The organism is Bacterioplanes sp. CLAM21 (genome assembly GCF_059641015.1).
On the sequence record NZ_CM184929.1, the window covers coordinates 3,714,654 to 3,738,364 of the forward strand.

Annotated in this window: 27 protein-coding genes; 7 read left to right on the forward strand and 20 right to left on the reverse strand. The window is 47.5% G+C overall.

Annotated features, from left to right (window positions below; all coding sequences use genetic code 11):
• Nucleotides 1-112: 112 nt before the first annotated feature.
• Entirely contained in the window at nucleotides 113-1,117 is a 1,005-nt protein-coding gene (locus AC55FS_RS16930) for a 2-dehydropantoate 2-reductase (RefSeq protein ID WP_496933451.1), read from the forward strand.
• On the opposite strand, the gene AC55FS_RS16935 is transcribed toward AC55FS_RS16930, so the two are convergent.
• Nucleotides 1,114-1,878: a GGDEF domain-containing protein gene (locus AC55FS_RS16935; protein ID WP_496933452.1), complete on the reverse strand. Its 765-nt coding sequence runs from the start codon at nucleotides 1,876-1,878 to the stop codon at nucleotides 1,114-1,116. The two genes, AC55FS_RS16930 and AC55FS_RS16935, sit on opposite strands and share 4 nt — an antisense overlap.
• A gap of 113 nt (nucleotides 1,879-1,991) precedes the next feature.
• Between AC55FS_RS16935 and AC55FS_RS16940 the strand changes: the two genes are divergently transcribed.
• From AC55FS_RS16940 to AC55FS_RS16950, 3 genes are read left to right on the forward strand one after another with little or no spacing between them, the layout of a single operon-like run.
• The gene (locus AC55FS_RS16940; protein WP_496933453.1) at nucleotides 1,992-2,786 is read left to right on the forward strand and encodes a methyltransferase domain-containing protein; all 795 of its coding nucleotides are present in this window, start codon (nucleotides 1,992-1,994) and stop codon (nucleotides 2,784-2,786) included.
• Between the two features lie 2 nt (nucleotides 2,787-2,788).
• Entirely contained in the window at nucleotides 2,789-3,256 is a 468-nt protein-coding gene (locus AC55FS_RS16945) for a 2-thiouracil desulfurase family protein (protein ID WP_496933454.1), read from the forward strand.
• A gap of 2 nt (nucleotides 3,257-3,258) precedes the next feature.
• On the forward strand, nucleotides 3,259-3,624 hold the full coding sequence (locus tag AC55FS_RS16950) for a hypothetical protein (RefSeq protein WP_496933455.1): 366 nt from the start codon (nucleotides 3,259-3,261) through the stop codon (nucleotides 3,622-3,624).
• Between the two features lie 322 nt (nucleotides 3,625-3,946).
• On the opposite strand, the gene AC55FS_RS16955 is transcribed toward AC55FS_RS16950, so the two are convergent.
• The 5 genes from AC55FS_RS16955 to AC55FS_RS16975 all read right to left on the reverse strand — a co-directional run bounded on the left by AC55FS_RS16955 (nucleotide 3,947) and on the right by AC55FS_RS16975 (nucleotide 11,755).
• Complete coding sequence (locus tag AC55FS_RS16955; RefSeq protein WP_496933456.1) at nucleotides 3,947-4,252, reverse strand: hypothetical protein; 306 nt, start codon at nucleotides 4,250-4,252, stop codon at nucleotides 3,947-3,949.
• A 224-nt stretch (nucleotides 4,253-4,476) separates the two neighbouring features.
• Complete coding sequence (locus AC55FS_RS16960; protein ID WP_496933457.1) at nucleotides 4,477-4,926, reverse strand: GNAT family N-acetyltransferase; 450 nt, start codon at nucleotides 4,924-4,926, stop codon at nucleotides 4,477-4,479.
• Nucleotides 4,927-5,270: 344 nt separating this feature from the next.
• Complete coding sequence (locus tag AC55FS_RS16965; RefSeq protein ID WP_496933458.1) at nucleotides 5,271-6,656, reverse strand: CoA transferase; 1,386 nt, start codon at nucleotides 6,654-6,656, stop codon at nucleotides 5,271-5,273.
• Nucleotides 6,657-7,186: 530 nt separating this feature from the next.
• Nucleotides 7,187-8,257, reverse strand: a complete 1,071-nt coding sequence (locus AC55FS_RS16970; protein ID WP_496933459.1) for a Glu/Leu/Phe/Val family dehydrogenase — start codon at nucleotides 8,255-8,257, stop codon at nucleotides 7,187-7,189.
• Nucleotides 8,258-8,260: 3 nt separating this feature from the next.
• Nucleotides 8,261-11,755 (reverse strand): indolepyruvate ferredoxin oxidoreductase family protein, encoded by a 3,495-nt coding sequence (locus AC55FS_RS16975; protein ID WP_496933460.1) that lies wholly within the window; start codon nucleotides 11,753-11,755, stop codon nucleotides 8,261-8,263.
• Between the two features lie 212 nt (nucleotides 11,756-11,967).
• On the opposite strand from AC55FS_RS16975, the gene AC55FS_RS16980 reads away from it, so the two are divergent.
• Entirely contained in the window at nucleotides 11,968-12,468 is a 501-nt protein-coding gene (locus AC55FS_RS16980; protein ID WP_496933461.1) for an Lrp/AsnC family transcriptional regulator, read from the forward strand.
• 164 nt (nucleotides 12,469-12,632) lie between these two features.
• Here the strand turns inward: AC55FS_RS16980 and AC55FS_RS16985 are convergent, their stop codons facing one another.
• The 5 genes from AC55FS_RS16985 to AC55FS_RS17005 form a co-directional block, all read right to left on the reverse strand.
• The gene (locus AC55FS_RS16985) at nucleotides 12,633-13,274 is read right to left on the reverse strand and encodes a LysE family translocator (protein ID WP_496933462.1); all 642 of its coding nucleotides are present in this window, start codon (nucleotides 13,272-13,274) and stop codon (nucleotides 12,633-12,635) included.
• A 200-nt stretch (nucleotides 13,275-13,474) separates the two neighbouring features.
• Nucleotides 13,475-13,927 carry a GNAT family N-acetyltransferase gene (locus AC55FS_RS16990; protein ID WP_496933464.1) on the reverse strand — a complete coding sequence of 151 codons (453 nt, stop codon included), beginning with the start codon at nucleotides 13,925-13,927 and terminating at the stop codon, nucleotides 13,475-13,477.
• A gap of 140 nt (nucleotides 13,928-14,067) precedes the next feature.
• On the reverse strand, nucleotides 14,068-14,832 hold the full coding sequence (locus AC55FS_RS16995; RefSeq protein WP_496933465.1) for a substrate-binding periplasmic protein: 765 nt from the start codon (nucleotides 14,830-14,832) through the stop codon (nucleotides 14,068-14,070).
• 108 nt (nucleotides 14,833-14,940) lie between these two features.
• Nucleotides 14,941-15,741 carry an AraC family transcriptional regulator gene (locus tag AC55FS_RS17000; protein WP_496933466.1) on the reverse strand — a complete coding sequence of 267 codons (801 nt, stop codon included), beginning with the start codon at nucleotides 15,739-15,741 and terminating at the stop codon, nucleotides 14,941-14,943.
• A 149-nt stretch (nucleotides 15,742-15,890) separates the two neighbouring features.
• Nucleotides 15,891-16,241 carry a hypothetical protein gene (locus AC55FS_RS17005; protein ID WP_496933467.1) on the reverse strand — a complete coding sequence of 117 codons (351 nt, stop codon included), beginning with the start codon at nucleotides 16,239-16,241 and terminating at the stop codon, nucleotides 15,891-15,893.
• 144 nt (nucleotides 16,242-16,385) lie between these two features.
• On the opposite strand from AC55FS_RS17005, the gene AC55FS_RS17010 reads away from it, so the two are divergent.
• Both AC55FS_RS17010 and AC55FS_RS17015 read left to right on the forward strand, forming a co-directional pair.
• A complete protein-coding gene (locus tag AC55FS_RS17010) occupies nucleotides 16,386-17,186 on the forward strand; it encodes a sterol desaturase family protein (protein ID WP_496933468.1) in 801 nt (266 codons plus the stop codon).
• 11 nt (nucleotides 17,187-17,197) lie between these two features.
• A complete protein-coding gene (locus AC55FS_RS17015) occupies nucleotides 17,198-17,509 on the forward strand; it encodes a helix-turn-helix domain-containing protein (RefSeq protein WP_496933469.1) in 312 nt (103 codons plus the stop codon).
• A gap of 408 nt (nucleotides 17,510-17,917) precedes the next feature.
• Here AC55FS_RS17015 and AC55FS_RS17020 read toward each other — a convergent pair whose 3' ends face one another.
• The 9 genes from AC55FS_RS17020 to AC55FS_RS17060 all read right to left on the reverse strand — a co-directional run bounded on the left by AC55FS_RS17020 (nucleotide 17,918) and on the right by AC55FS_RS17060 (nucleotide 23,543).
• A complete protein-coding gene (locus AC55FS_RS17020; protein WP_496933470.1) occupies nucleotides 17,918-18,316 on the reverse strand; it encodes an ASCH domain-containing protein in 399 nt (132 codons plus the stop codon).
• Between the two features lie 133 nt (nucleotides 18,317-18,449).
• A complete protein-coding gene (locus tag AC55FS_RS17025; RefSeq protein ID WP_496933471.1) occupies nucleotides 18,450-18,911 on the reverse strand; it encodes a hypothetical protein in 462 nt (153 codons plus the stop codon).
• A 217-nt stretch (nucleotides 18,912-19,128) separates the two neighbouring features.
• Nucleotides 19,129-19,497 carry a nuclear transport factor 2 family protein gene (locus AC55FS_RS17030; RefSeq protein ID WP_496933472.1) on the reverse strand — a complete coding sequence of 123 codons (369 nt, stop codon included), beginning with the start codon at nucleotides 19,495-19,497 and terminating at the stop codon, nucleotides 19,129-19,131.
• An 845-nt stretch (nucleotides 19,498-20,342) separates the two neighbouring features.
• On the reverse strand, nucleotides 20,343-20,963 hold the full coding sequence (locus tag AC55FS_RS17035; protein ID WP_496935984.1) for a serine hydrolase domain-containing protein: 621 nt from the start codon (nucleotides 20,961-20,963) through the stop codon (nucleotides 20,343-20,345).
• Nucleotides 20,957-21,463, reverse strand: coding sequence for a serine hydrolase domain-containing protein (locus AC55FS_RS17040; protein ID WP_496933473.1), 507 nt, complete (start codon nucleotides 21,461-21,463; stop codon nucleotides 20,957-20,959). Before AC55FS_RS17040 ends, AC55FS_RS17035 begins: the two co-directional genes overlap by 7 nt.
• 104 nt (nucleotides 21,464-21,567) lie before the next feature.
• Nucleotides 21,568-21,903 (reverse strand): hypothetical protein, encoded by a 336-nt coding sequence (locus AC55FS_RS17045; protein ID WP_496933474.1) that lies wholly within the window; start codon nucleotides 21,901-21,903, stop codon nucleotides 21,568-21,570.
• 479 nt (nucleotides 21,904-22,382) lie between these two features.
• Nucleotides 22,383-22,604, reverse strand: coding sequence for a hypothetical protein (locus tag AC55FS_RS17050; protein WP_496933475.1), 222 nt, complete (start codon nucleotides 22,602-22,604; stop codon nucleotides 22,383-22,385).
• Between the two features lie 272 nt (nucleotides 22,605-22,876).
• Nucleotides 22,877-23,200: a hypothetical protein gene (locus AC55FS_RS17055; RefSeq protein WP_496933476.1), complete on the reverse strand. Its 324-nt coding sequence runs from the start codon at nucleotides 23,198-23,200 to the stop codon at nucleotides 22,877-22,879.
• A 106-nt stretch (nucleotides 23,201-23,306) separates the two neighbouring features.
• Nucleotides 23,307-23,543 carry a hypothetical protein gene (locus tag AC55FS_RS17060; protein WP_496933478.1) on the reverse strand — a complete coding sequence of 79 codons (237 nt, stop codon included), beginning with the start codon at nucleotides 23,541-23,543 and terminating at the stop codon, nucleotides 23,307-23,309.
• Nucleotides 23,544-23,711: the final 168 nt, after the last annotated feature.

A 23,711-nucleotide genomic window follows, 5' to 3' on the forward strand; every position in this document is an offset into this window, starting at 1 on the left:
TTAGGTCTGAGCAACACAATAGACTCGACTGTAACTTTTTGTCACTCGGGCCATGCTTGTCGCGGCTGAAAAAATCCGCAACACTGCGCTTTCTATGTATGCGGGAGCCTTTATGAATACCGTTATTTACGGCGCAGGGTCCATTGGCTGCTACCTGGGAGCCAGCCTACACGCCGCTGGCCAAACAGTGACCTTGTTGGGGCGGGAACGTTTGAGCGAGCAAATTCGCAGCGCCGGCGGCATTAAAATCAGCGACTACCTGGGTCAGCAGCAAACGCTAACAGATGTACCCTACAGCACAGACCCTGGCGTGCTCGCCAAAGCCGATACCGTTTTAGTAACACTCAAATGTTTAGCCATGGAACAAGCCGCCGAGCAATTGGCCCGGTTTTGTCGCCCAGGCTGTCGTATCGTTTGCTTGCAAAATGGCTTAGGCAGCGATGCCGTTGTACGCCAGCAATGTCCAGATGCCAAAATTCTGCGCGGCATTATTGGCTTTAATGTTGTCACTCAAGGCGCGCATTTCCATCGCGGCACCGAAGGCGACATACACATCGAATACGACGCTGCCCTAGTGCAACTGCAAACCGCCTGGCAACAGCAAGGACTGAACTGCCAGTTAGATCAGAATTTTGATGCTATCAGTTGGGCCAAGTTGCAGCTCAATTTAAACAATGTGATTAATGCCTTATCGGATCTGCCGTTAAAAACCCAATTAGAGCAACGTGGCTACCGCCGAGTGCTGGCCATGGCCATGCAAGAGCTACTAGAAGTCGCTGCAGCTAAAAACGTTCACTTGGCTCGCTTAACGCCACTACCCGCAACTTGGCTGCCCGCCTTAATGACCTTGCCAGACTGGTTATTTAAACGCCTAGCCAAACGCATGCTGGCCATTGACCCACTGGCACGCTCATCCATGTGGGAAGACCTGCAGCATCAACGCCCCACAGAGGTTTTGTTTTTAAACGGTGCCGTTGTCAGCGAAGGCCAGCGAGAAGGCATCAATGCCCCGGTTAACCAGGCACTGACGCAATTAATGTGGCAGGTGGAACGTGGTCAGCGCGCCGCTGGCTTAACGGCTGAAGAACTACTGAACTGGGTACAAGCGACGCATTAATCGTCTTCATCCCAGCCATCGGCAGCGCTGAAATCTTCGTCATCATCGTCATTGCTGCTGCTAGCAAACAGATCGTGCAGCAGCTCTTTTTCACCACTGCTGACGCTGACATCGGTGGCCTCTTCCGTGCCATAACAGACTTGATTTCGCCCTTGCTGCTTGGCTTGATAGAGGTAGCGATCGGCTTCTTCCACCAGAGATTGCTGGCTGTGCCATTGCCCGGTGCCATGCCAAGCCAAACCAATAGAAGCCGTTACCGCGATGGTTTGATCGCTATCGTCGGCAATATAAAACAGCGTATCTTGCAGCGCTGCCCTAACTCGCTCGGCGACCTGCAGCGCTAAACGACGTTCTGTGGAGGGCAGAATCACCGCAAATTCTTCTCCGCCATAACGACATTGAATATCAAGTTTGCGAGTATTCTCGCGAATACAGTTGGCGGTGCCACGCAATACCCGGTTGCCAACCTCATGGCCCCATTGGTCATTGATGCGCTTAAAATGATCCAGGTCGATCATCATCAAAGCGGTGGATATACCGGTACGCTGAGTACGCTCCAACTCTTGCTCTAACGCCACCACAAAATGGCGCACATTGTATAAACCCGTGAGTGGATCAGTAAGCACCTGCTGGCGCAGCTGCATCAGCTCGGTAATGATGTCACAGCTGGCTTCACCTAGCGGGCAGCAAGGTGTCGTTCCTTCTGCTTTGCTTCCTCCATTTCCCCCATGACTACACGGCAGGGCATTGCCCTCTGGCATAATACTTCATCCATACATCAGACAAGTGCTTAGTATAGACATATCGACATGGCACCGCTGCCTCAACAACTGACGTACAATAGCCCTAACGGCCTTAACCACAGCGATACTCAATGACCACGCGTCCGACCACCGCAGACACCCGTCTTAGCCACCCAGATCGCAACTTTGACGACCTGGCCCAACGTTTCAGTCGCACCATTTACGCGACTCCTAGAGGGCAGCTAAGGTTGCTGGCACTGGCGCAGGATTTTAGCGATTGCAACATAGACAGTGCCCAGCCGCTGCTCGATATTGGCGGCGGCCAAGGCCAGTTCAGCTTGCAGCTGGCACAACAAGGCGCCCAAGTGTCGTTATTAGATGTGTCTGAGGAAATGTTAGCACTGGCGCGTGATCAGTTTGCTGCGGCCCAGCTGCCGCTCACCGCTCAGCTCGGCAGCCTGCAACAAGTGAATGATTTTTTCCCGCACAGTTATCCACTGGTACTCAACCACGCGGTATTGGAATGGCTGGAACAGCCGCTGCAGGCGTTACCGCTGCTGGCCTCCAAGGTGCAACCAGGCGGCTGGCTATCGTTGATGTTTTATAACTTACATGGCCATCAGTGGCGTCAACTGATGAATGGCCGCACCCATGCACCCAGCGCCGCCACCGAACGCTTGCGCCATCAAGGCAATGCACCGCAACATCCTCTGGATGCCGATGCCATTGCCCAGGCTTTGCAAGACTTGGGTTTTAGTATCGAGCGCTGGCGCGGCATTCGCTGCATTCATGATCATATGCATCAGAAAATTCGCCAACGTATCGGCCAAGATAAGGTAAACCAAGCGGATCTAGAATTCGGCTTGCAAGAACCTTATCGACGCCTGGGGCGCTACGTGCATTTTTTATGTAAAAAGCAAGGCTAAGTATGAGCAATAAAATACTCATCAGCGCTTGTCTGTTAGGCCAACCGGTACGCTACGACGGCCGTGGCAATCAAGACAAACTCACAAGCTGGCAGCGCCATATTGACCGCTGGCAGGCACAAGAACGGTTAGTGATCATTTGTCCCGAGGTCGCCGGAGGCTTGCCCACTCCCAGGCCCGCGGCTGAAATATCCAAGCAGCGTGTTATTGCCCAAAGTGGAGAGGATTTTACCAGCGCATTTGAATCCGGGGCACGCAAAGCATTAACACTGGCGCAGCAACATCAAGTATCTGCTGCGCTACTGGCCGACCGTTCGCCTTCTTGTGGCAGTCGTGAAATATACAACGGTGAATTTTCCGGCCAATTAATTCAGGGCCAGGGGTTAACCGCCGCCTTGTTAAGCGACAACGGCATTGCCTGCTTTGGACCTAATAGCTTCAATGAGCTGTTGGAGTATTTAGGGGAATAACGATGCGTTATTGGCTGCTGCTGATATGTCTGCTGAGCACCAGCACACACGCCCAGTGGTTGCTACAGGGCTATCACGGCCTTGATGATGATAGCCCCGGTGGTGTGCGATTTGGCTACCATAACGAAGACCCGGATTTTTTCTGGCGCAGCCAAGCTGACTTTAACGGCCAGCGCTGGCAGCTGCAGCTGGACTGGGTCATCCCTATACCGGGTAGTTATTCCACCGCCTTTATTGGCACACCAATAAATCACCGATCGGGTAATGCCTTACACGCCGGCATAGTGTTGTTGCATCATCTAGAGTGGCGCTGGCAGTGGCAACCGGGTGTGCAGCAACACAGCCTGGCACTGCAGTGGGCGTTTTAATACGCTCGCTGTTGCAGGAGTAGCGCAAAGACTCCAAAGCGTCTAACGCCCCAGCTCTTTATTTCGCCGCGGTAAAAAATCATGTAGCCCTGTCGCTGGAAAGATACACAACAGATCAACTTAGTACTGGGCGACTGAACCAGGTACCACAGTGCGGCCAATATGCTCTAACTGGGCAGTAGCAGGAAATATGGCCGCAGCCCCTCAACCGCCTGCTGAAAATCTCAGGCCAGAATGCCTGCTAGACCAACATAGGATTAGTGAAAGACTTAAATCGCATGATTATTTATCTTTGTTCCATATGATTGCCTTGCCAATAGTGTCACAGGTATTCCCACTGCTGAACTACCCCCAGCATATGCACTAGACCAATGACCAGGCAGATGGTTGAGCTCCATATCCAGAATTCAGGGCTTCTCCCCATCGGCTGACTGATAAAGAAAAAGCCCAGTAAACCACGTCCTAAATACACTAAGGTGATGGCAATCAAAAGTAGACGCATCATAGGAAGTTTAGGAAGCCATCCTGCAGCAGAGAAAGCATAAAGGGCCCAAATACTCAGTACTAGAGAGATACCACCGGTAATCAAGGTAGGTCGAATACTGCCTTGTTCAGCAAGTTGAGCCATCTGTTCGCCAGCGCCCAAAAAGCGATACCAAGGCGCCCCAAAGTAGATACAGCCCAAGTGCATAATAACTGCTAGGGAACTCAAACCGCCTGCGATCAATAAACAAAGGTTCATCTCTGTGCTCCATTAGCAGCTTGTCAACAATAAAACAAATTAACTGCTGGGACCATGTACCGGGCAAACACTTTTTTACGATGATTGTCCTATGTGGGCAATTGCACAATTTAAACCAGTGACTTGCCCATACAGATCGACTTCGATGATGCCCGGAACTTACCATAGGCTTCAATTTGCTGATAACCATGTCGCTGATAAAAGTTGATTGCCACATGATTTATACCACGGGTCGACAGTACAGCTTTACTGTAATGCCTTTCTTTGGCATAGCGCTCTAACTCGTCCAGCAAAACCGAGCCCATACCCGCCTGCTTTGAATACATACGCTTTAACTCACATGCTTGATCTGCATGATAGCGAAACACACCACAAGCTACAGGGATGGATGTGGCATACACCAGCACACAGCCATCTCGACTAAGATCGAAGTCATCAGCCGCAAAAGAGCTTTCACCTGAATCGTCAGTAATACTCGCCAACACAGCGTTTAACTCATTCACCAAAAGTGGGAAATCAACATGGCTGGGCGAGACTCTTCGGCATACTATCGTCATCATGCTGATCTCTCAAAAAACAGGGAATATTCTAAGCTGACCTATAACTTACCTTTAGGCAAGCATTGCTCAATTCAGATCCGTTTATCTATACGGCGACCTCCCCACTTTGCGCGATACATGCCTAACCTCCTAAGTTCACCGTACTGTGGTCGCCGCACCGGTTTCAACCATGTGGGCCGTTTTCTGGTTCTGCCGTCCTGGCGGAACCTATAGGCACTGTGACTTCTCACGACGTCAGGCATGTAAGGCGCCTCACTCAACAATTAAGCGCCTTTAAAGACAAAACTGAAATTGTGTTTAGGGCTTCTGCACTTTCAGCAAAGCTTTAACGCCACTAAATAGTGCTACTGCCATAGCGGCTGAGATGTGCCCAACTTAACCGCACCATTTGGCCAGCTTGGCTGAATCACTGAGCCCGAAAACGGGAATTTAATTCTATTGGCATCGCCCCAACTGGTTGCTTCAACCTGGTCGCTAAAGTCAGCATCTTGTTTATCTTCCATAGTGCCAGTCAGGGAGCGTAAAGGGTCGCAAAGCAATAGCTCAGCAACCGAGGCTAGTGAGGTTTTAACCTGACTAATAACGCCATGATCACGCTTTAATTCCAGCGCCTGTATGGCCGCAGCCGCCATAATGTATCCCGTTGCATGATCCAGCGCCTGCACGGGTAAAGGCACAGGGCGACTATTACCAGATTGCTCCATACCGTAGTGAGCAATACCGCTGCTCATTTGCACTAAACTGTCAAAACCTCTACGTTCAACCCAATCGTTATTCCAACCGTAAGCATTTAGACAGACGTTAATCAGCCCAGGATTAAGTCTCTGCAGTTTTTCTAATGAATAGCCCAAGCCCGGTAATGCATCACTGCGATAGCCATGCACCAAAATATCGGCTTGGCTTAACAAGGAATCAAATATCTCTCTGCCATGCTGACTGGTCAAATCAAGCCGCGCACAGCGCTTACCTAAAGTGACTTCTTGCTCAATACTAGGCTCTTGCCACCCCATAGGATCAATACGCAATACGTCGGCACCAAATGCCGCCAAAAAACGCGTAGCCACTGGCCCTGCTAATACTCGAGTTAAATCCAGCACCTTGATACCAGCCAAGGGTTTGGCTGGATCTTTTGCACTATTAGCTTCTCGACCTTTAGCACAAATAGACGACGGCACCTGACTGCTATGCTGCTGAATGGTCCAATGCAATTGAGGTTCATTCTGTAGCGAATTTCCTACCGGGTGACTACGCCACTGCTCCATCGAGTTCATAGCGGCTGCACAGCCACCCTGCTTAACCACCTGTGTTTCAAGCTCACGGGCACTGTACTGACTGACCGCTCGTTGTACCGCCTCTTTATTGGAGTCACAACCCAGCACCTGCAGAACTACAGCTTTATGATGTGGCGCATTGGTGTGCAAACGAATCCAGCCGTCTTGGGCTTGATAGTCTCCGGCGATATTATCCCAGGCACTTTCGATCTCCCAGCCCTGTGGTTTTAGAGTAAAGCCAAACCATAAATTAGCCAGACGCATATCTAAAACACCGGTATTAACAACCTGAGCATAACGATGCAAGGTTCCCCAGGCCAAAGACATAGTTGAACTGACTAAGTCACTGACATTAAACCAGCTGGGCAAACGTTGTTGGTTAAGCAAGGTCACTTCTGGAATAGCCTGCAACTCAGCCATTGAAAACTGCTCGGCCAGCTTGGTATATATAGTGGTCATTCCTTTACCTCTTGCGTTTTTAGATTTACCGATGGTATCACGCCGTTATAACTCTGTGTGAAAGCAGCTCAAAAGCGAGGTAGTATTCAAGCATCATATCAAGTTAACAATGAGAGTGCTGATTACTGGCGCCTCCTGTTCCAGCACAACCAATGGCTATCAAAACGAGACTGCCAGCTTGTCAGACTTGAAGGTGATCTATCGGTGGAAGAAAGATTAGATATAGTTAATAAATATATATCCTAAGCAGTATTATCAGCAAGAATCTATTTAACAGCCAAGCCAGTGCTTCAATAAATATTTGGGGGCTATTAACACTATTTGGCTCTTTGCTGCTGGAAGTTAGATTTTCTTGAGTCAGGCATGAGGAACGTGGCTTAACGGGTTAAACATCCATCTTCGCGCCTTGATTGAGGGGTTTTCAGCTCATAACAGCGTGATCAAAATCACGTTAACAGGACCTAGCAAGGCAGTGCAACATGCACTGCCTTTGAATAAAAAAGGCAGCCCAAAGGGCTGCCAAAGGGAGATCAGAGGCTATGCTCTGCGGTTCTAAGCTGGAGTCGCTCTTCGGCTATCTGGTTTGCCAACAGCTCAGTTGGCTGACCCGTTAGGTCTGAGCGTTCAAAAATTTCCATTAAGGTGGCGCCAATGCCATCGATATGGGCACGGGCTTTCTGCGCCGAATACTGCGGGCCTTCATACGAAACATCGATAATGCCGCCAGCATTAATGACATAGTCTGGCGCATACAAGATGCCACATTCCATCACTGCTTTATCGTGATGTTTTTCGGCCAGCTGGTTATTGGCAGCACCGGCAATCACTTTGGCTTTGATCTGCGGCAGGGTAGTGTCGTTAATGGCACCGCCCATAGCGCATGGAGCAAACACATCAACATCGGCGCTAAAGATATCATCGACACTCACAATGGTGGCATTCCAGCGCAGCTTGGCCATATTGAGTTTTTCTTCATGAATATCACACACGGTTAATACCGCACCGGCATCCACCAGATATTGCGCCAGATACATGCCAACATTACCCAAGCCTTGAATAGCAACACGTACACCCTGTAAATCACCGCCAAGTTTATGTTTAACCGCCGCTTTAATACCGACAAACACACCATAGGCGGTAGATGGTGACGGATCGCCCGATACAGGATTGCCATCGACGTCCATCTTGCTCTGAATACCGGCGACATGGGGGGTCATACTGCCCATCTGCTCGATATCGGGCACACTGGTACCTGAGTCTTCGGCAGCAATATATTGACCGCCCAGCGAGTGCACAAATTTACCCATGGCCTGCAATAACGCCGGTGTTTTTTGTGTAGCCGGGTTGCCGATAATAACCGACTTACCACCGCCTAATGGCAGATTTGCCATGGCCGATTTATAGCTCATACCACGCGACAAGCGCAGTACGTCACTTAATGCCTCTTCATCAGATGCATAAGCAAACATGCGACAACCACCTAAGGCCGGTCCACGACTGGTATTGTGTACCGCCACAATCGCTTTTAACCCGGTTTTCGGATCGTGGTGAAAGTGCACATCTTCATGGTGATCAAAATCTTTATGAGAAAAAACGGACATAACTTACCTCTGACTGGCCGGTTGGAAGGTCTTTACTGGACTACCAAAAAACTGCTCCAGTAATGCCTGTTCTTGTTGTTTTGCTTTTTCCAGGCTAGCCATTTTGACCGGCCCAAATCCTCGTATCTCGTTAGGCAGCTGAGCGTACTGCATGGCCACTGTGATATTGCTGGCTGACAGTTGCTTCAACATATCGCGCAGCGTTTGCTGATAGCGCTGCACCAGAGCACGCTCTTCGCGGCGCTCTTCGGTATAACCAAACACATCCAGCTGAGTGCCACGCAATGATTTCATGTGGCGCAACAGCGCAAAGGCTTTCATCATCCAAGGACCAAATTGGCGCTTAATGGGCCGGCCTGTGCCTGGATTAATTTTTGCGAGCAATGGCGGCGCTAGGTGGAAGTTGAGCTTAAAATCACCTTCGAATTGCTGCTGTACACTGTGCATAAATTTGTCATCGGCCATCATGCGTGCCACTTCGTATTCGTCTTTATAGGCCATGACCTTGTACAGGTTACGCGCCACTAACTTAGTAAGGCGCGTGCTGCCGGAACATTTTTCCTGCTCCGCCTGCTGTACCTGTTGTAGCAATTGCTCATATTGACGGGCATACGCCGCATCCTGATATTCCGTCAGGCGCTGAATACGATCGGCAATGATATCTTCCAGCTTTTCTAGTGGCTGGAATGGTTTAGGTGTGCCTGGCAACTGGTTAACGATGGTTTCTACCGCCAGCTGATCGTGAGCCGCACGACGGCCCCACAATACTGCCTGTTTATTAGCCTCGACCGCTGCACCATTGAGTTCAATGGCTTGATCCAGTGCCGCTGGCGAAATTGGCAATAAACCCTGTTGCATGGCATAGCCCACCATAAACATATTGGTGGCCATGGCATCGCCCAACAGGGCTTTGGCCAAACGGGTGGCATTAACAAAACGAGTTTTATCAGCCCCAACGCCATCACGAATGGTGTCTTTCATTGCATCAGCAGGGAATTGTGCATCGGCATTACGAGTAAATTCAGCAGTAATGGCCTGATGATCATTAATAATGCCGTAGCTGAGTTTATCGTTGACCTTGGCCATGGCTTCGTCACTGGCGCTTACCACCAGATCACAGCCCAGTAGCAAATTGGCCTCACCGGCCGGAATACGCACCGCGTTAATATCGTTTGGTGTATTGGCGAAACGCACATGACTGATGACCGCACCAAACTTTTGCGCTAGCCCTGTCATATCCAGCACCGACACACCCAGCCCCTGAATATGAGCCGCCATACCAATCACCGCCGCGGTGGTAACCACACCGGTACCGCCAACGCCGGTCAGCACCATATTCCAGGTCTCGCTGGCATCGGCCAGTTTAGGCTCCGGCAAATTAAGCAGTGACGGCGCCTGATTCACCACATTGGCATCGGGAATGTGTTTTTTAAGGCTGCCCCCTTCGACCGTAACAAAGCTTGGGCAAAAGCCATCTAAACAGCTAAAGTCTTTATTACAGGCATCTTGATCAATGCTGCGTTTACGGCCCAGTTCCGTTTCTTTCGGCACCACCGATAAGCAATTAGACTGCACGCCGCAATCACCACAGCCTTCGCACACTTCCTGGTTAATCACCACACGTTTTTGTGGATCTGGCATTTTACCGCGCTTACGACGGCGACGTTTTTCCGCAGCACAGGTTTGCTCGTAGATCAGCACAGAGACACCCGGCAATTCGCGCATGGTTTTTTGCACAAACTCAAGTTCGCTGCGATCAAAAAACTTAGTGCCGTCGGCAAACTCGTATTTATTGGTAAACTTCGATAAATCGTCACTCACCAAATAAATATGCTTAACCCCTTCACCATACAGTTGATGAGTTAATTGCATAACACTCATGGTGCCATCGATCGGCTGACCGCCAGTCATGGCAACGGCATCGTTATACAAAATCTTATAAGTAATATTGGCACCGGAAGCGATTGCCTGACGAATGGCCAAGCTGCCGGAGTGGAAATAGGTGCCGTCACCTAGGTTTTGAAATACGTGTTTATCGCCAACAAAGGGCGCCTGACCAACCCAGGTGACCCCCTCGCCACCCATTTGGGTAAAGGTCGAGGTGGAGCGATCCATCCAGTTCACCATGTAGTGACAGCCAATACCCCCTAATGCACGGCTGCCCTCAGGCACCTTGGTCGAGCTGTTATGCGGACAGCCAGAGCAATAATGCGGCACCCGATCAATGCCAGTACGCGGCTTGGCCAACGCCTCTTCTTTTTTATTTAAGAATTCCAGCCGCTCTTGCACCACCTCACTGGTGTAAAACTGTTTAATGCGATCGGCAATCACGCGGGCGATCATGGCCGGCGTTAATTCGGTGGTGTTGGGCAGCAGTACATTGCGCTGCTCGTCAAATTCACCCACTACGCGTGGCCGTTCTTCCACTGGCCAGTTATACAGCTGGCCGGTGAGCTGATCTTCCAAGATGGAGCGTTTTTCCTCCACCACCAGCACTTCTTCTAGACCCTTGGCAAATTCGTGGGTCAATACCGGATCTAGTGGCCAGCTCATGCCCACTTTAAATACCCGAATGCCTATATCGCAGGCCAGCTGATCATCAATGCCCAGATCGGACAACGCTTGGCGTACATCCAGGTAAGACTTACCCGTGGTAATAATGCCCAGTTTCGGCTCTTTGCTATCGACCACAATTTTATTCAGACCATTGGCGCGAGCAAAAGCAATGGCGCTGTAGATTTTGTAACGGTTTAAGCGCTCTTCTTGTGCCTGGGGAGAGTCCGGCCAGCGAATGTGCATGCCATCGGCTGGCAGCTCAAAATCCGTAGGGGTATTTATTGCAATGCTGTGGTGATTGATATCAACCACCTGAGAGCTGTCCATGACTTCGGTAATGGCCTTCAGGCACACCCATAAGCCGCTGTAACGGGACAATTCCCAACCATAAATTCCGTAATCCAATACTTCTTGCACACCAGCGGGATTTAATACCGGAATGCTGGCGCCGATCATCATGTGCTCGCTTTGGTGCGGCAAGGTCGACGATTTGGAAGCGTGATCATCCCCTGCCACCAATAGCACACCGCCGTGTTTGGAGGTGCCTGCGGCGTTGGCATGTTTCAGCACATCCATGGAGCGATCGACACCCGGCCCCTTGCCATACCACATGGCAAATACACCGTCGTATTTGGCATCCGGGTACATATTGGCTTGCTGACTGCCCCACACGGCAGTCGCGCCCATGTCTTCGTTGATGGCTGGCTGAAACTTGATGTTATGGGGCTTAAGGTATTTCTGCGCGCTCCACAAAGCAGCGTCCAACCCACCTAGGGGCGAACCACGGTAACCCGAGATATAACCTGCGGTATTCAAACCGGCCGCCTGATCTCGCTGTGCCTGAATCATCGGCAGGCGCACCAGGGCTTGAATGCCCGTCATGTAAACCGGGCCATCGGTGCGGGTGTACTTATCATCCAGCGTTACGGATTGCAGTCTCATGGTTGAGCTCCTGCGCATTGTTATTTTTGTTGGTCAATTCCCTGACATTTCAAACAGGCGTTCGAAACCAGCCTGCGTTGCGGTCAGTGTTATTACAGAGTTATCACGGCTGGATGAGTTGAGCTAGAGCTTCCAACAAATAACATAAAATTTGCTAAAACATGCCCTTATGGATACTTTATAGAAATATTTATCCCAGCATGAGCAGCAACATGGAAGATTTATCCCAGGAAAAATGGACCAAAATTGACAAGAAAATTCTCAAAATATTGCAACAGGACGCCACCCTTTCGGTCGCCGAAGTGGCCAATCAGGTTGGGTTGTCACAGTCGCCCTGCTGGCGTCGGATAAACCGCTTAGAGCAAGCCGGCCTGATACGCAGGCGAGTGGCGCTATTGGACGCACCCAAGTTGGGCCTGGGAGTGGTGGTGTTTGTTAACGTTCGCTTAAGTGGCCATGCCGATCAGTCTTTGAGGGAGTTTGAAGAAGCCATTTGCGCTTTCCCCGAAGTAACCGAGTGTTACACCATGACCGGCAGCATGGACTTTCACTTGCGCATCGTGGTGAAAGATATTCAGGGTTATGAGCGCTTCTTTCGTGATCATTTATCGCAAATGCCCGCGGTACGCGAAGTGCACAGCAGTGTCGCTATAACCCAGCTGAAATACACTACAGAGCTGCCGCTGGACTTGCTGAATGATGAATTAAAATAGTGTTAGTACGGCTGGCTAACTCGGCCGTACGTACGCACGGCTATAGATTCCCGATGACGATGCCACCACCCAGCAGGCTAAACCGGCTTGTACGCATACCGGTTATAAATTTCCGATGACTATGCCACCACCCAGCAGGCTGAACCGGCTTGTACACACACCGGTTATAAATTTCCGATGACTATGCCACCACCCAGCAGGCTGAATAGCGCACCGCATAGGGCATCGATATAGCGGCCAGCACGTGCCAGTCGCTGTGCTACTGCAGCCGACGACAGCCACCAAGCCAGCAGTGAGAACCACAGCAGCGACAGCACAAACAACATAGCCGCAGCTAAGCCTTTCACCGCAAGGCTGACGGTTGGGGGAACTAGGGTCGACATCAGGCTGACAAAAAACACCAGCGCTTTGGGGTTTAATAAGTTAGTCGCCAGCCCTTTCAGCAGCGCCTGTAATGGCGATTGTCGGGACTCGGCCGGCACCAACTCAAATGCCGCGATCGGCTGTCGCCAACTGCGATAACTGGCACACAGAGCGCTCACCCCCAAATACAGCAGATAACTACCGCCCAGCAGCTGCAACACAACAAACACCGACTCATGCTGCTGAATCAAGTAACTCACACCGGTTAGGCTAAACACAGTGTGCAGCAAAATACCGAGCGACAGGCCCAATGCAATGCATAGCCCGCTATAACGGCCATGGCGCGCGACATTCTGCACCACTAAGGCAAAATCAGGCCCAGGGCTCATCAATGCCACCACATGCACCACTGCCAGGGTCAATAAAAGGGTGAGTTCGTTCATAACATCTCGTTCTGCTTTGCTCGATAATTGGATCAACAGTATGCAAAGCAGGACGGCTAGTGGCTTGTAGAATATCCGCAGTTCAAAAGAATCCTGGCACTCAACTAACTGTGCTTGCCGTGCTAGGGCCTGTCATTACAGTCAACTTCAACCTAGCGATGCAACGCTAAGACATAACAAAGTTAAAAACCACCAGCAGGCTAGCCCTGTAGCAGCAGCTCATATTCTTGCTCATTTTCTTCAATGACCGTAAATCCGAGCTTAATATAAAGATTCAGAGCAGGACTGCCTTTTAATACTCCCAGCCGTACCCCTTTAGCCTCACTTTTGGCTTTGTTGATCAGCGACTTGAGCAAATAGCTGCCTATTTTAAAATTTTGATACTCTGGATGTATCTGTATTTGAAATACATACCAGCAATTCAAGTCGGCCAAATGACTTACTTTAAATAAGCCTGCCCTCTGCCCTCTTACTTCAACTATTTGGGCATCTTCGAAGTTATATCGAATGCGATATAGATTTTCTTCTTCAGTAGATGGCACACCATTATCATTGAGATATGAGCTCATGGTCATCACCCGCAGTTCCAATAAAAATGGAATATCTTCTTCTGTTGCGGGGCGCAATGTTACTTCCATATCCGGCTCAACCATTATAATCCTCATACCGTATGCATAAGCTCAATAGGAAATACATCATACATTAAGACAAGCATGGCAGTAAGTTAGTTGAAGAGCGTCACTGGTAACTGACACTAAACAGAAGGTGATATTATTATCACGATTTAAGGGCTTCACCTCACTCCCGATTCTTTAAAAATCTCGTCATACCGTCCACTTTGTTTTAATTGCTTCAGACCTTTATTAAATAAGGCCATCATGCGTTGATTTCCTTCGACCTTTTTCGACAAAATCATATGATAGGTATAGTGCTGAAGTGGTTTAGGGTGGTGAGTAAAGCGCTCCACTGTCTCAGGAGGGAAGTTCTGCTTCAAGATATGGTAACCAACATCAATATTTTCAGGAAAGAGCTTTATTCGACCACTCAACAACATTTTAAAATTTTGCAGCTCGGTCGGTGCTCTTCCCATTTCAATTTGGCCAGACTCCATATACTCTTTTGGAATACCAGGGTAGGCATAGGTCAGTATTCCTCCCATAGGAATGCCAAATAGATCACTGATATTTTGCCAATCAAATTGGTAGCTTTTAAGGTGAAAAAATACACCCGCACCTTCGTAGATAGGCTCATCGCTAAAATAAAAGATGTTCTTCCACTCTGGCACTAGGGCCCAACTCACACAGCCATCCCACTCGCCAGCAGACGCCAAATGTTTAGCGCGAGACCATGGAAACCAGCCATATTCAACCGTGACCCCCTGCAACGCGAAGGCCTCGGTGACAATACGCGAACCCACGCCGTAATACTCAGCCTTCTTTGAATGGTAAGGCATCCATTCACCAATGGTGAGGCGTATTGTTTCTTCAGCGCCTGCCGGTTTAGTGAATAGTACCGCCCAACAGCTCAGCAAGATAACGATGGCTAGCGCAATCTTCATATAACCTTCCTTACTCCTGAGCACTCATGCCATAACGCCCTCATCGACCTACAAGCATAGCCTAGCAGCCAGGCACCTTGTGATGCTCATTAGCAACCACTAGTGCAGTTACCTTGCGCTATAGACCATCGACGGTGGAACACCGTATTGACGTTTAAAGGCTTTGCAAAAATGCGCCTGATCGTAATAGCCCACCGCATGGGCAACCATTACCGGGCTAACACCCGCTTGCAGTTGCTTCATGCCCTGCTCCAAACGCAACTGGCTAAACCAAGCATAGGGAGTCAGGCCAGTAGTGGACTTAAAATGCCGCTGCAATTGAGTCGGGGTTAAACCGCACAACTCTGCCAGCGACTGCAACCTTACCGGCTGATCAATATGATCGAGCAAATAATCTTTAAGCTCGGACATGGTCTGTTTGCCCAATGTTTTGGCCGACTGTGGAGCCTGAGCCCCGTAGCGCTCAAACAGTAAGTTAAAACCCTCTAACGGCAAACAATCCTGGGCCAGCTGACTGAGCTGAGCTTGCCGCAACAGCTGATGCAACTGGCGCAAAAAAGCAAACACCACAGGGTCTTTTACCACCAGTTGATCAAAGTGAATCAACTCCGCATGCCCCTGCAAGTCTGCCAACTGGGCAAACCTGTGCGGCTCCATGGCAAACACATTGACCTGATAGCCCTGCTCTTGCTGGGCTTCGCCGTCATGTAGCTCATCGGGCGGCATCAGCACCAGCTCTCCTGGGCCTGCGGTATAGCTTTGGCCACGATAGCGAAAGCGCTGCACACCCTCGGTGATCAGGCCGATATGAAAGTCGAGATGGTAATGGCGCTGAAAGGCAAACGCCTGATAGCTGGCATCGATTAGGCTGATATCAGGCTGCGGCCGGTAATAACGAATCTGTTCCATACAGGTATCATCGCACAGGATGATGGCAGGCTAACCTGGCCGACCAGGTTTGTCTTGTAAAAAACTGGCGGTCACACGCCTAGTCCCCATAGACAGCCCATAGGACATGACAGCGCCTGCAACAGCGAGTGATTGCCCCTGCTGGGGTATTAGTCGAACGCTTCTTCCACCAAACCTTCAGACAGCTCATGCAAATACGAACCAGCTGGAGAGACCACAATAGATTCCAGACAATGCTCTTTTTCTCGAAAGGCGAGAGACAGTACAGCCGGATCAGACACTGTCCCATTAACGGCTGTACCATCCAACAAAGCAGCAAGGTTAAAGCTCAGCTCACTCGTGAGGTCATACATCATTTGCTCATCCAGCCCGTATTCTGCAAGCGTTTGCTTTATTGTGCGAACAAACTCGATAGCAAACTTCTCCTGCTTCTCGTCAAATAGCTTCTGATCCTGGACAACTTTCATATAAATCCAAAGTAATGTTGGAATGTCATCCACATCCCTAGCTGATCATACTTCGACTCCACTAGGATGAAGGACGGATTTAAGTAGACTGCATTAATCCCGTGCGCAAATCAACCAGCAACCGTCTAAAGCCCATATATATGCAGCCAACACCCTGGAGAGATCTCTCAACATGCTATGGAGAAAAAATCTCTGGCCTGCATCATTTATCAGACTAATGAGTTCGACTTAATCTACTGTCTCCATTCACAAAAGGAGAAAGTAATGGAATTCCTTATCCTGTTTTTCACTCAATTGTCAGTATTACTGTTTTTTATGTGGGCAGAGCGTCGCTGGCCCCATCAAGCACGGCCAAAACATCGGGGTTTTAACCGAACTTGGGCAACAGTACTGGCCTTTGCTTGGCTGTGGGCTCAGGTACTGCTGTTCGGCTGGTCTATCTGGACAACAGATCAACCCATGCTGGCCGGCCATTGGGTGGCGGAAGGTTTTATTTACTATCTGATCTACTCATGTGTTAATTATTGGGCGCATAGACTAAAGCATTCCTGGCATCTCGCTTGGAAGTATTTGCACTATATGCACCACTCACCCAGTCATATGGAAAGTCGAGTGGCCTTTTATCGGCACCCGGTGGAACTAATAGCTAATTCTTTGGTATTAATTTTGACGGGAAAACTCTTATTTAATGTATCACCTGAAGCCATCGCTTTGGCACTGACCATTGAAGGTAGTCTTGAGACTTTTCATCATTCAAATATACGTTTACAAAAAAGAATACGGCCATTAGGATACCTAATACAGACTCCTGAACAGCATCTTTTACACCATCAGCGTGGATTGCATGCCAAAAACTACAGTCCCATTACGTTATGGGATACACTCTTTGGGACTGTTGCTTTTCCCGCACAGAGTGTTCAGGATCTGGGGTTTAAGGATAAAGGCCGAGCTTGGCCATACTTATGGTTTAAACAGTAAACGGATTTAACATGGACTCAACAGAGAAATTTAAACAGTATTTCCAGGAGCTTCCTGCCTGCTATCGGCCGGATGCCGTTGGCATCAAGGATTTGGAGCACATTCTTCGCGACCGAATTGACAGATACTTGAACACAGAAATCCATATGGGTGGACCAAAGCCGATGAAAGGCACCTATACCTTACTGGCACAGGGATCTGGAGTTAGCCGTAGTTACATCTGGAAGTTCTTTAATGGCAAATCGATCTGTATTACCAATATGAATCGACTCGCTGATTATTTTGGTGTGACGTACGTTGTTTCAAACTTTCCAGTCGAGTGATATTTGTGTGGTGATCAAGACTGTTGAAACTCTGGCATTTGCTCCCTAGGCGACATGCTACGATATGTACTCAACCTTACCTTTATCACCGATCGCTAGGTATACTTGAAAAAGCAACGTTTTCTTTGAAAGTACAACCACGGCACTGCTACCGCAGTGCCGCCTAAATGAGACTAGCTCTACAACTAAGATGATACATGGGCACTCTCAACACCAACACCAACACCAACACCGTAAATACTTACAGCGCTAATGAATTATTTATCTGCTCAGATGCTATTTCATCACTGGTGATCACCATCAATGGAAAAAACTGGCAATCTAGACAAGAAGGCGTGCTTGGTTTCTTCAACATCCGAAAATTTTGGATCGATATCCTATTAGATCCATTAACTTTCCAAATCCTTCTTAAGGGCTATTTTGTGCTTCTATTCCACGCTTGACTGCAATAGCCTCAACATCTGTTAAGTCGTAGAATTTACGTTTTGCTATTGCATTCACTGGAGTATTAAGCTTCCTGATATTAGTCAGCTTCCATGCCAGCCATCCCTCTTCAAACTCTGATTCATGACAGCCTGACTGTTTGCAGTCCTCTTTTTTCCATGGATCACATGAGACAATATCAACAACAGCTAAAACTTGGCCCTCGAGATCTTCGTCACCCTCTTTCGTTAACCGCGTGTTATTTTGGACCAAAGCAACACTCAGCATTGGGATTAGCTCCGGACTCCAAGACCTAATTTCCAGCGACTTTGTTCCATTGGCGATCATTGTTCCCCAAGGGGCAACTACTGACAAAGCTTTCAAAACACCTCATTAAATACGACCCTCAATCGTGGTGTTATGCGCATTACCAAAACGGCATATTTGAACACCGCATCACTACGACCAGACCAGAATTCAAGAAACTTAATAACTCCGAGTAAAACCAAAATCTTTATTATGACTTCAATTTCATATACTTTTTAATACCCGGCCAACTTTTACGATCTTTAAAATCATTTATCTTAAAACCACCACTACCGGAAAACTCGTCACGCACCTCATCCAAAAGCTGACAACACCAGAGAAACGTCTCCTCCGGTTCACCTAAACAGTTATGACGAAAAGCTGACAGATAACATTTGATACTTAACTCACAGAAGACTTCTTGAACCTTTCGAACTATGTTGGCTATAACCTCATGATCGCAATCAATAGATATGAAAATTACGTTATCTGAAGCTTGAATGCTAAGCTTTGAATACACTTCCTCAGAGTCAACAACCGAATCGATCGTCTTAACGAATGGTGATATATCCTGATCAGAGTAAACCAGCACAAAGCAAGGATCGTCATAATCATCCATCTCTTCAAGACACTCTTGAATCGAAAGTGGAAGTTCTTCAAATAACTTATTCATTATAATCCTAAAGTTTATGTTTACTGAAAGTCATTCCGCGTTCTTAGGCTATCCTGGAGCACCAATGAAAGCCATCCCGAACCAGAGTTCTATTATCTTCCTTACTTCTGCAGACCGCCAAAATCCTACTTTGCAAAAACTGAACATTTCATCCAGATCTATTCCCAAAGCGCCTGCGTCCATTAATATAATGTCTCCGTTAGGGCTAGTGCTAGTGCTAAAATTCATTACATAAGGTGCCTTGATGGAAGATCATTTGCCACCTCCCATCTATCAGAGACCAAATTGAACATCGCAGTGAATAAATCGGGGTGGCATGACCACTTTTCACCATTATAACTTTGTAAAGTAACTGGGCACAATTTGGCGCCAAATGTCTAAACTCATATCCAGATGCACAGATCTTCGGAGGAACCTCTATTGGCAAACGCTCTAGAGCTTCTCTTTTCCCAAACCGAACTCCAGAACCAGCAATTTCAGTGAAATCATCCGCAATTAGTTGATCCAATTCTTTGTATGAAGCCCTGGTTTCAGCCTTAAACAAATGCTCTTCTAATTCGATGAGCATTGCCTTTAAATTTCCCATAAATATTCAAAAACCTCATTCCCAATATCAACAGCCAAAAATATTGAAACCTTACAATAAATACTAGCACTGCGAATGAATGATAGAAATCCAAGGATATAATCATTTTAGTCGTCTTTTTGCACAGTGGCTAGCCGTTATTTCCACGGCACGTCGACATGCTAGTATAATTAAATAGACACCCAACCTAAAAGTACTATCGGACACAATTATCAGAAACCGCTAAAACAACGAACTGAAGTGTATCCGCATCATGCCCCGTACGGAACAACGCTACCTCACCACCAAACGCATCCCACCATGCAATGTCGAGTGCAGAATCGGTGGCGTCAAAATAATTTTTAGGTGACGGTGACGTTTCGCACTTTCGTTTACCGGTACCTGAATATACCGGATCACCAAGAATCTCAGAATTAGAGTTACAAACGTCGGCAAACACCTTCAACAGATCCTCGTCCGATTCAACTACCAACACAGCAGCGCAATTAATAAGACACCCAATCTAAGTGTGGCGTAAATGTATTTATCTCATCCGGTAGTCGTTAGCGTGATGAAATAAACGGGGTTATCCGCCCTTCCCAGAACCTGGGCTGGACACGATCGTAACAGATCGAGTGGGTGTTTTTAGGTGGGAAGGTGCGGATCTCATCAGGGCTCCAGGTCACGGCCTGATCAGAAGCCGAATATATGTCAGCGCTACCGCCAACTCGCATGAACCACCGCTCATCATAACGACCGGGGATGAGTAAAAAAGAAGTTAATCAGGGGTGTTCAGGCGCCAAGGCCAGGTTCTACCTTGACACCGGGTGAGCGTCTATATATGTCTTGATTATTTGGTGTCGTGATTATTTTTTAGCTTTCTCAGTCAGCAGGCTATTCATCAATTTCCTTCCAAGGAGCACAAACTCTCTACCACCGCTAGATGTCAAAAGCACAATACCAACTTTTGAGCTAGGTGAAAAAACATACTCACTTCCAAAGCCATCAAGATCGCCGCCGTGCCACAGAACGGTTTCAGGATATAAACCTAACTCAGCCGATGCTTCGAACATGCCATAGCCATAGCTTAACCCTGGATAAAGTCCCGTTTCATAACTGGTTTGTGTTGAAACTAAAGGAGAAGCCTTTCTGTTTTTAAAGAAAACTTGGTACGCTGAAATTTGCTGCTCCATTAATTTCGAAAGAGCGTTATTAGAGGCATACAAACCGCCATGAGGCGTAAGAAGTCCCATTTCCCAAGGTTTAGTTTTTATTAACCGGTTATCTTTCCTGTAGGGCGTAACAACAAGGGAAGACTTTTCAGTTGGTAACTGACTATAAACTTCGGTGACACCAAGTCGTTTACGTAAATATTCATTAATTAGGGCTTCATATGTTTTCCCTGTTTTCTTACTGAGAATATACCCAATAACTGCATAATTAAAATTCGAATAGGAAAACTTGCTGCCGGGTTCAAAATCTAAAATGGTTGATTTAAGCGCCGTCTGAAATTGAGATTCGTTGTACCCCCCTCCATAGGGTCGCCATCTATACGTGTGACATTTTTAGGATAGTTAGGAAGGCCTGAGCGATGACTTAGCAACGTATCAATTGTTATTTTCTGTAGGGTATTTTTTTCTATAGATGAGAACATATCCGGAAGTAAAGTATCTAAATTGTCATCCAGCCTTAGTATTCCGTCTTCCACTGCGGCTAATGCAATTAAACTGGTGATTACCTTCGTTTGAGAACCTATCTGAAATAAACTATCTGTCGTTACCGGATTTATATTTTCTCTGCTGTATGTCCCATAAGATTTTTCAATTTGTATCTCCCCGTTTTCTATTACTCCTACAGTGACAGCAGGTATATTATTGCTTTTCATAAACAATGCAACTTCCTTATCCACAAACTCATAACGGTCTTCGGCATTCACAGTGCCAAAAAGAAAGCTGGTAATTAATAAGGTTGATTTGAGTAGTTTCACGACCCATCCTAGAGGTTTATTTGAAAGCTAACGTCCGCAACACCGGACAATTTGGAGCGACGAAGGAGCGGAAAATTGTTCCGCGCGCTTGCGCTTGTTATGCCTTATATGCAACCACAAAAGAAGCACTCTGAAGACTCCAATGTATTTATAAAGCTTTTTATCTTTGCAAAATCAGATTCAGCAATCTTAACCTGGCCGGTCAACGGTTTGTATAATAGCTGAATAGCCCTATCAGCTTTTTCTCTCTGGGTTGGCCTAAGAAGCTTCTCTGCAATAAGAGCAAGCTGGCCAAGCTTTACCCTATAAGCTCCATACTGCGATTTTAGTTGCTCATCGCTCATAGATGTAAGCGCTGTAAAGGAACCTCGTATTTCAGAGATTAATCCACACGCCTCTATAAGCATCTTTGATTCAGGGCTATTTATGTCTTGAAGCATTCGATATCTCGTGGTGCATAACGCCTCAATAACCGGCGCGCGGTAGCGCGTCCGGCTCCGTAGGCGCGAAGTTTATTGACTTGTTATGTGATGTAGCTCTACGCACCAAAACCCTTCTCCCAAATTACCCCCTTGGCCGATATAGATAGCACTGGAGTAGCTTTAATGAGTGTCCAGTAGGGCTTTGTAGAGCAATCATACTCAAGAATTTGATAATCTCTCCCGCACGTTTTCCAACTCGTGCAAGGACATCTGTTGGGCTCTTTGTCCCAATCAATTTTTGCACGACGGGTCAATTCCGTAACGGCCTCTCCGAAGGAATCGTAATTGCCTTGAGGCTCTGCGTGTATTTCGTCTTCTATTTGAAACGTGATCATCGTGATTTACACATAACGCTTTGTTGTGGGGCGGTGAAACGTAGCGAGGAACGAGTGAAGTAAAACCGTCCCAGCACCGCAGGTGCGTACACCAACTGATTGTTAGGTTTTAAAATGGCACAAAGGTTTCCCGAACTGCATCTCATCAACTTTAGACTTATATATTAAGTACTTGCTCTTCTGCTCTTCAATCATTAATTGTTGATCCTTTTCTAGGGAAGCAACAATTGCCTGCAAATTCTCAATAATATTTTTCGAGATTAATGAACCAGTAGCCTTACATAACTTACTTTTTGTTCTTAAATCGAATTTTGGATCATTCATGATCTCACTAACAATTAGATTAGAAGATTTTCCTACTTGGTCAGTATGCTTAACTAAAATCAATAATCTTTTCTCTATAGAGTTTTTATCATATTTATTTTCATGTGATATCTGTGTATTAGCAGTACTTGCACAACCACCTATAATAGTAATAAAAAAAACAAACAGATGAAACGTTGCATATACATCCTCAATTAAAGCCTAACGCCACCATAAAAGGCGAGCAACTTGTTGCGAGTCCAGCGCTGGAAGCGCGATTTTTGATGGCATTGTTATAACCTTTTGATTATCTTAAGATCATTTAACCATCTGCTCAATCTGGAAGATTTGTATCTTTTAACTTCACCAATTGCAGCTTCTATAATCTGATCTCTTCTTTCCTTGTTTTGTTCACGCACGAAGTCTGTGAACCAAAGGAGCATATCAGAACCCTTTAGGCAATTCGGGTCTGAGCCTAACTCTACAATAATTGGTAATAGATTTTCATCGTAGAAAACTAAATCTTCGTCTTGCTCGCTAAGCCACATATATTCATCATACGCCCACTCTCGTATGACCTCTTCTGTGATTTCCCCTTCGTGATACCTATCTTCCATAATCTCTTACTAGTTATAACGCTGAGCTAACCGGCAGCCAGTGCGAAGCACGCTTTTGGCTGTCCGGCGGAGGCCGCTTGCGGCCGGAGTATAGTTGAGCGTTTTGTTATGTGTTTTCATTTCGCACCAACTTAAACCCAGGGCCCTGGGGCTCCGATTCATCGTAACCCAAATGAATATGAGTGCCGTCTGGCTCCTTTGCAAGCTGGGTAAACAATTGAGCGAATGCCTCACACGCTTTTTTGTTTACGGTGAGAACTACGCCGTCTCCCGTTTCAATATCACAAGGCACGACATCTAAAACGTACTTTTCACCTGAATTATTGTCGAAAGGTATTTCCATTCTCAAACTCTATTTGGACACATAACAGTTTAATAGTGTACGCGCCTGTTTTTCCAGCTAGAACCATTCGAGGTATCTCTTCCAACTCACTGATTTAACGCTGGATATCCAGTTTTTTCTCACATTTCCTCCGGAGAAAACGTGCTCGCCTACTATCCACGCCTCAAA

Excerpts from the sequence above, each read along its gene's own strand:
- AC55FS_RS17015 (WP_496933469.1), top strand. The coding sequence starts at position 17,198 with ATGGACTCAACAGAGAAATTTAAACAGTATTTCCAGGAGCTTCCTGCC.
- AC55FS_RS16930 (WP_496933451.1), top strand. The coding sequence starts at position 113 with ATGAATACCGTTATTTACGGCGCAGGGTCCATTGGCTGCTACCTGGGA.
- AC55FS_RS16980 (WP_496933461.1), top strand. The coding sequence starts at position 11,968 with ATGGAAGATTTATCCCAGGAAAAATGGACCAAAATTGACAAGAAAATT.
- AC55FS_RS16985 (WP_496933462.1), bottom strand. The coding sequence starts at position 13,274 with ATGAACGAACTCACCCTTTTATTGACCCTGGCAGTGGTGCATGTGGTG.
- AC55FS_RS17025 (WP_496933471.1), bottom strand. The coding sequence starts at position 18,911 with ATGAATAAGTTATTTGAAGAACTTCCACTTTCGATTCAAGAGTGTCTT.
- AC55FS_RS16935 (WP_496933452.1), bottom strand. The coding sequence starts at position 1,878 with ATGCCAGAGGGCAATGCCCTGCCGTGTAGTCATGGGGGAAATGGAGGA.
- AC55FS_RS16955 (WP_496933456.1), bottom strand. The coding sequence starts at position 4,252 with ATGGCTCAACTTGCTGAACAAGGCAGTATTCGACCTACCTTGATTACC.
- AC55FS_RS17060 (WP_496933478.1), bottom strand. The coding sequence starts at position 23,543 with ATGGAAATACCTTTCGACAATAATTCAGGTGAAAAGTACGTTTTAGAT.
- AC55FS_RS17000 (WP_496933466.1), bottom strand. The coding sequence starts at position 15,741 with ATGGAACAGATTCGTTATTACCGGCCGCAGCCTGATATCAGCCTAATC.
- AC55FS_RS16975 (WP_496933460.1), bottom strand. The coding sequence starts at position 11,755 with ATGAGACTGCAATCCGTAACGCTGGATGATAAGTACACCCGCACCGAT.
- AC55FS_RS16940 (WP_496933453.1), top strand. The coding sequence starts at position 1,992 with ATGACCACGCGTCCGACCACCGCAGACACCCGTCTTAGCCACCCAGAT.
- AC55FS_RS16990 (WP_496933464.1), bottom strand. The coding sequence starts at position 13,927 with ATGGTTGAGCCGGATATGGAAGTAACATTGCGCCCCGCAACAGAAGAA.
- AC55FS_RS17045 (WP_496933474.1), bottom strand. The coding sequence starts at position 21,903 with ATGCTTCAAGACATAAATAGCCCTGAATCAAAGATGCTTATAGAGGCG.
- AC55FS_RS17050 (WP_496933475.1), bottom strand. The coding sequence starts at position 22,604 with ATGAATGATCCAAAATTCGATTTAAGAACAAAAAGTAAGTTATGTAAG.
- AC55FS_RS16960 (WP_496933457.1), bottom strand. The coding sequence starts at position 4,926 with ATGATGACGATAGTATGCCGAAGAGTCTCGCCCAGCCATGTTGATTTC.
- AC55FS_RS16965 (WP_496933458.1), bottom strand. The coding sequence starts at position 6,656 with ATGACCACTATATATACCAAGCTGGCCGAGCAGTTTTCAATGGCTGAG.
- AC55FS_RS16970 (WP_496933459.1), bottom strand. The coding sequence starts at position 8,257 with ATGTCCGTTTTTTCTCATAAAGATTTTGATCACCATGAAGATGTGCAC.
- AC55FS_RS16950 (WP_496933455.1), top strand. The coding sequence starts at position 3,259 with ATGCGTTATTGGCTGCTGCTGATATGTCTGCTGAGCACCAGCACACAC.
- AC55FS_RS17010 (WP_496933468.1), top strand. The coding sequence starts at position 16,386 with ATGGAGAAAAAATCTCTGGCCTGCATCATTTATCAGACTAATGAGTTC.
- AC55FS_RS16995 (WP_496933465.1), bottom strand. The coding sequence starts at position 14,832 with ATGAAGATTGCGCTAGCCATCGTTATCTTGCTGAGCTGTTGGGCGGTA.
- AC55FS_RS16945 (WP_496933454.1), top strand. The coding sequence starts at position 2,789 with ATGAGCAATAAAATACTCATCAGCGCTTGTCTGTTAGGCCAACCGGTA.
- AC55FS_RS17055 (WP_496933476.1), bottom strand. The coding sequence starts at position 23,200 with ATGGAAGATAGGTATCACGAAGGGGAAATCACAGAAGAGGTCATACGA.
- AC55FS_RS17030 (WP_496933472.1), bottom strand. The coding sequence starts at position 19,497 with ATGGGAAATTTAAAGGCAATGCTCATCGAATTAGAAGAGCATTTGTTT.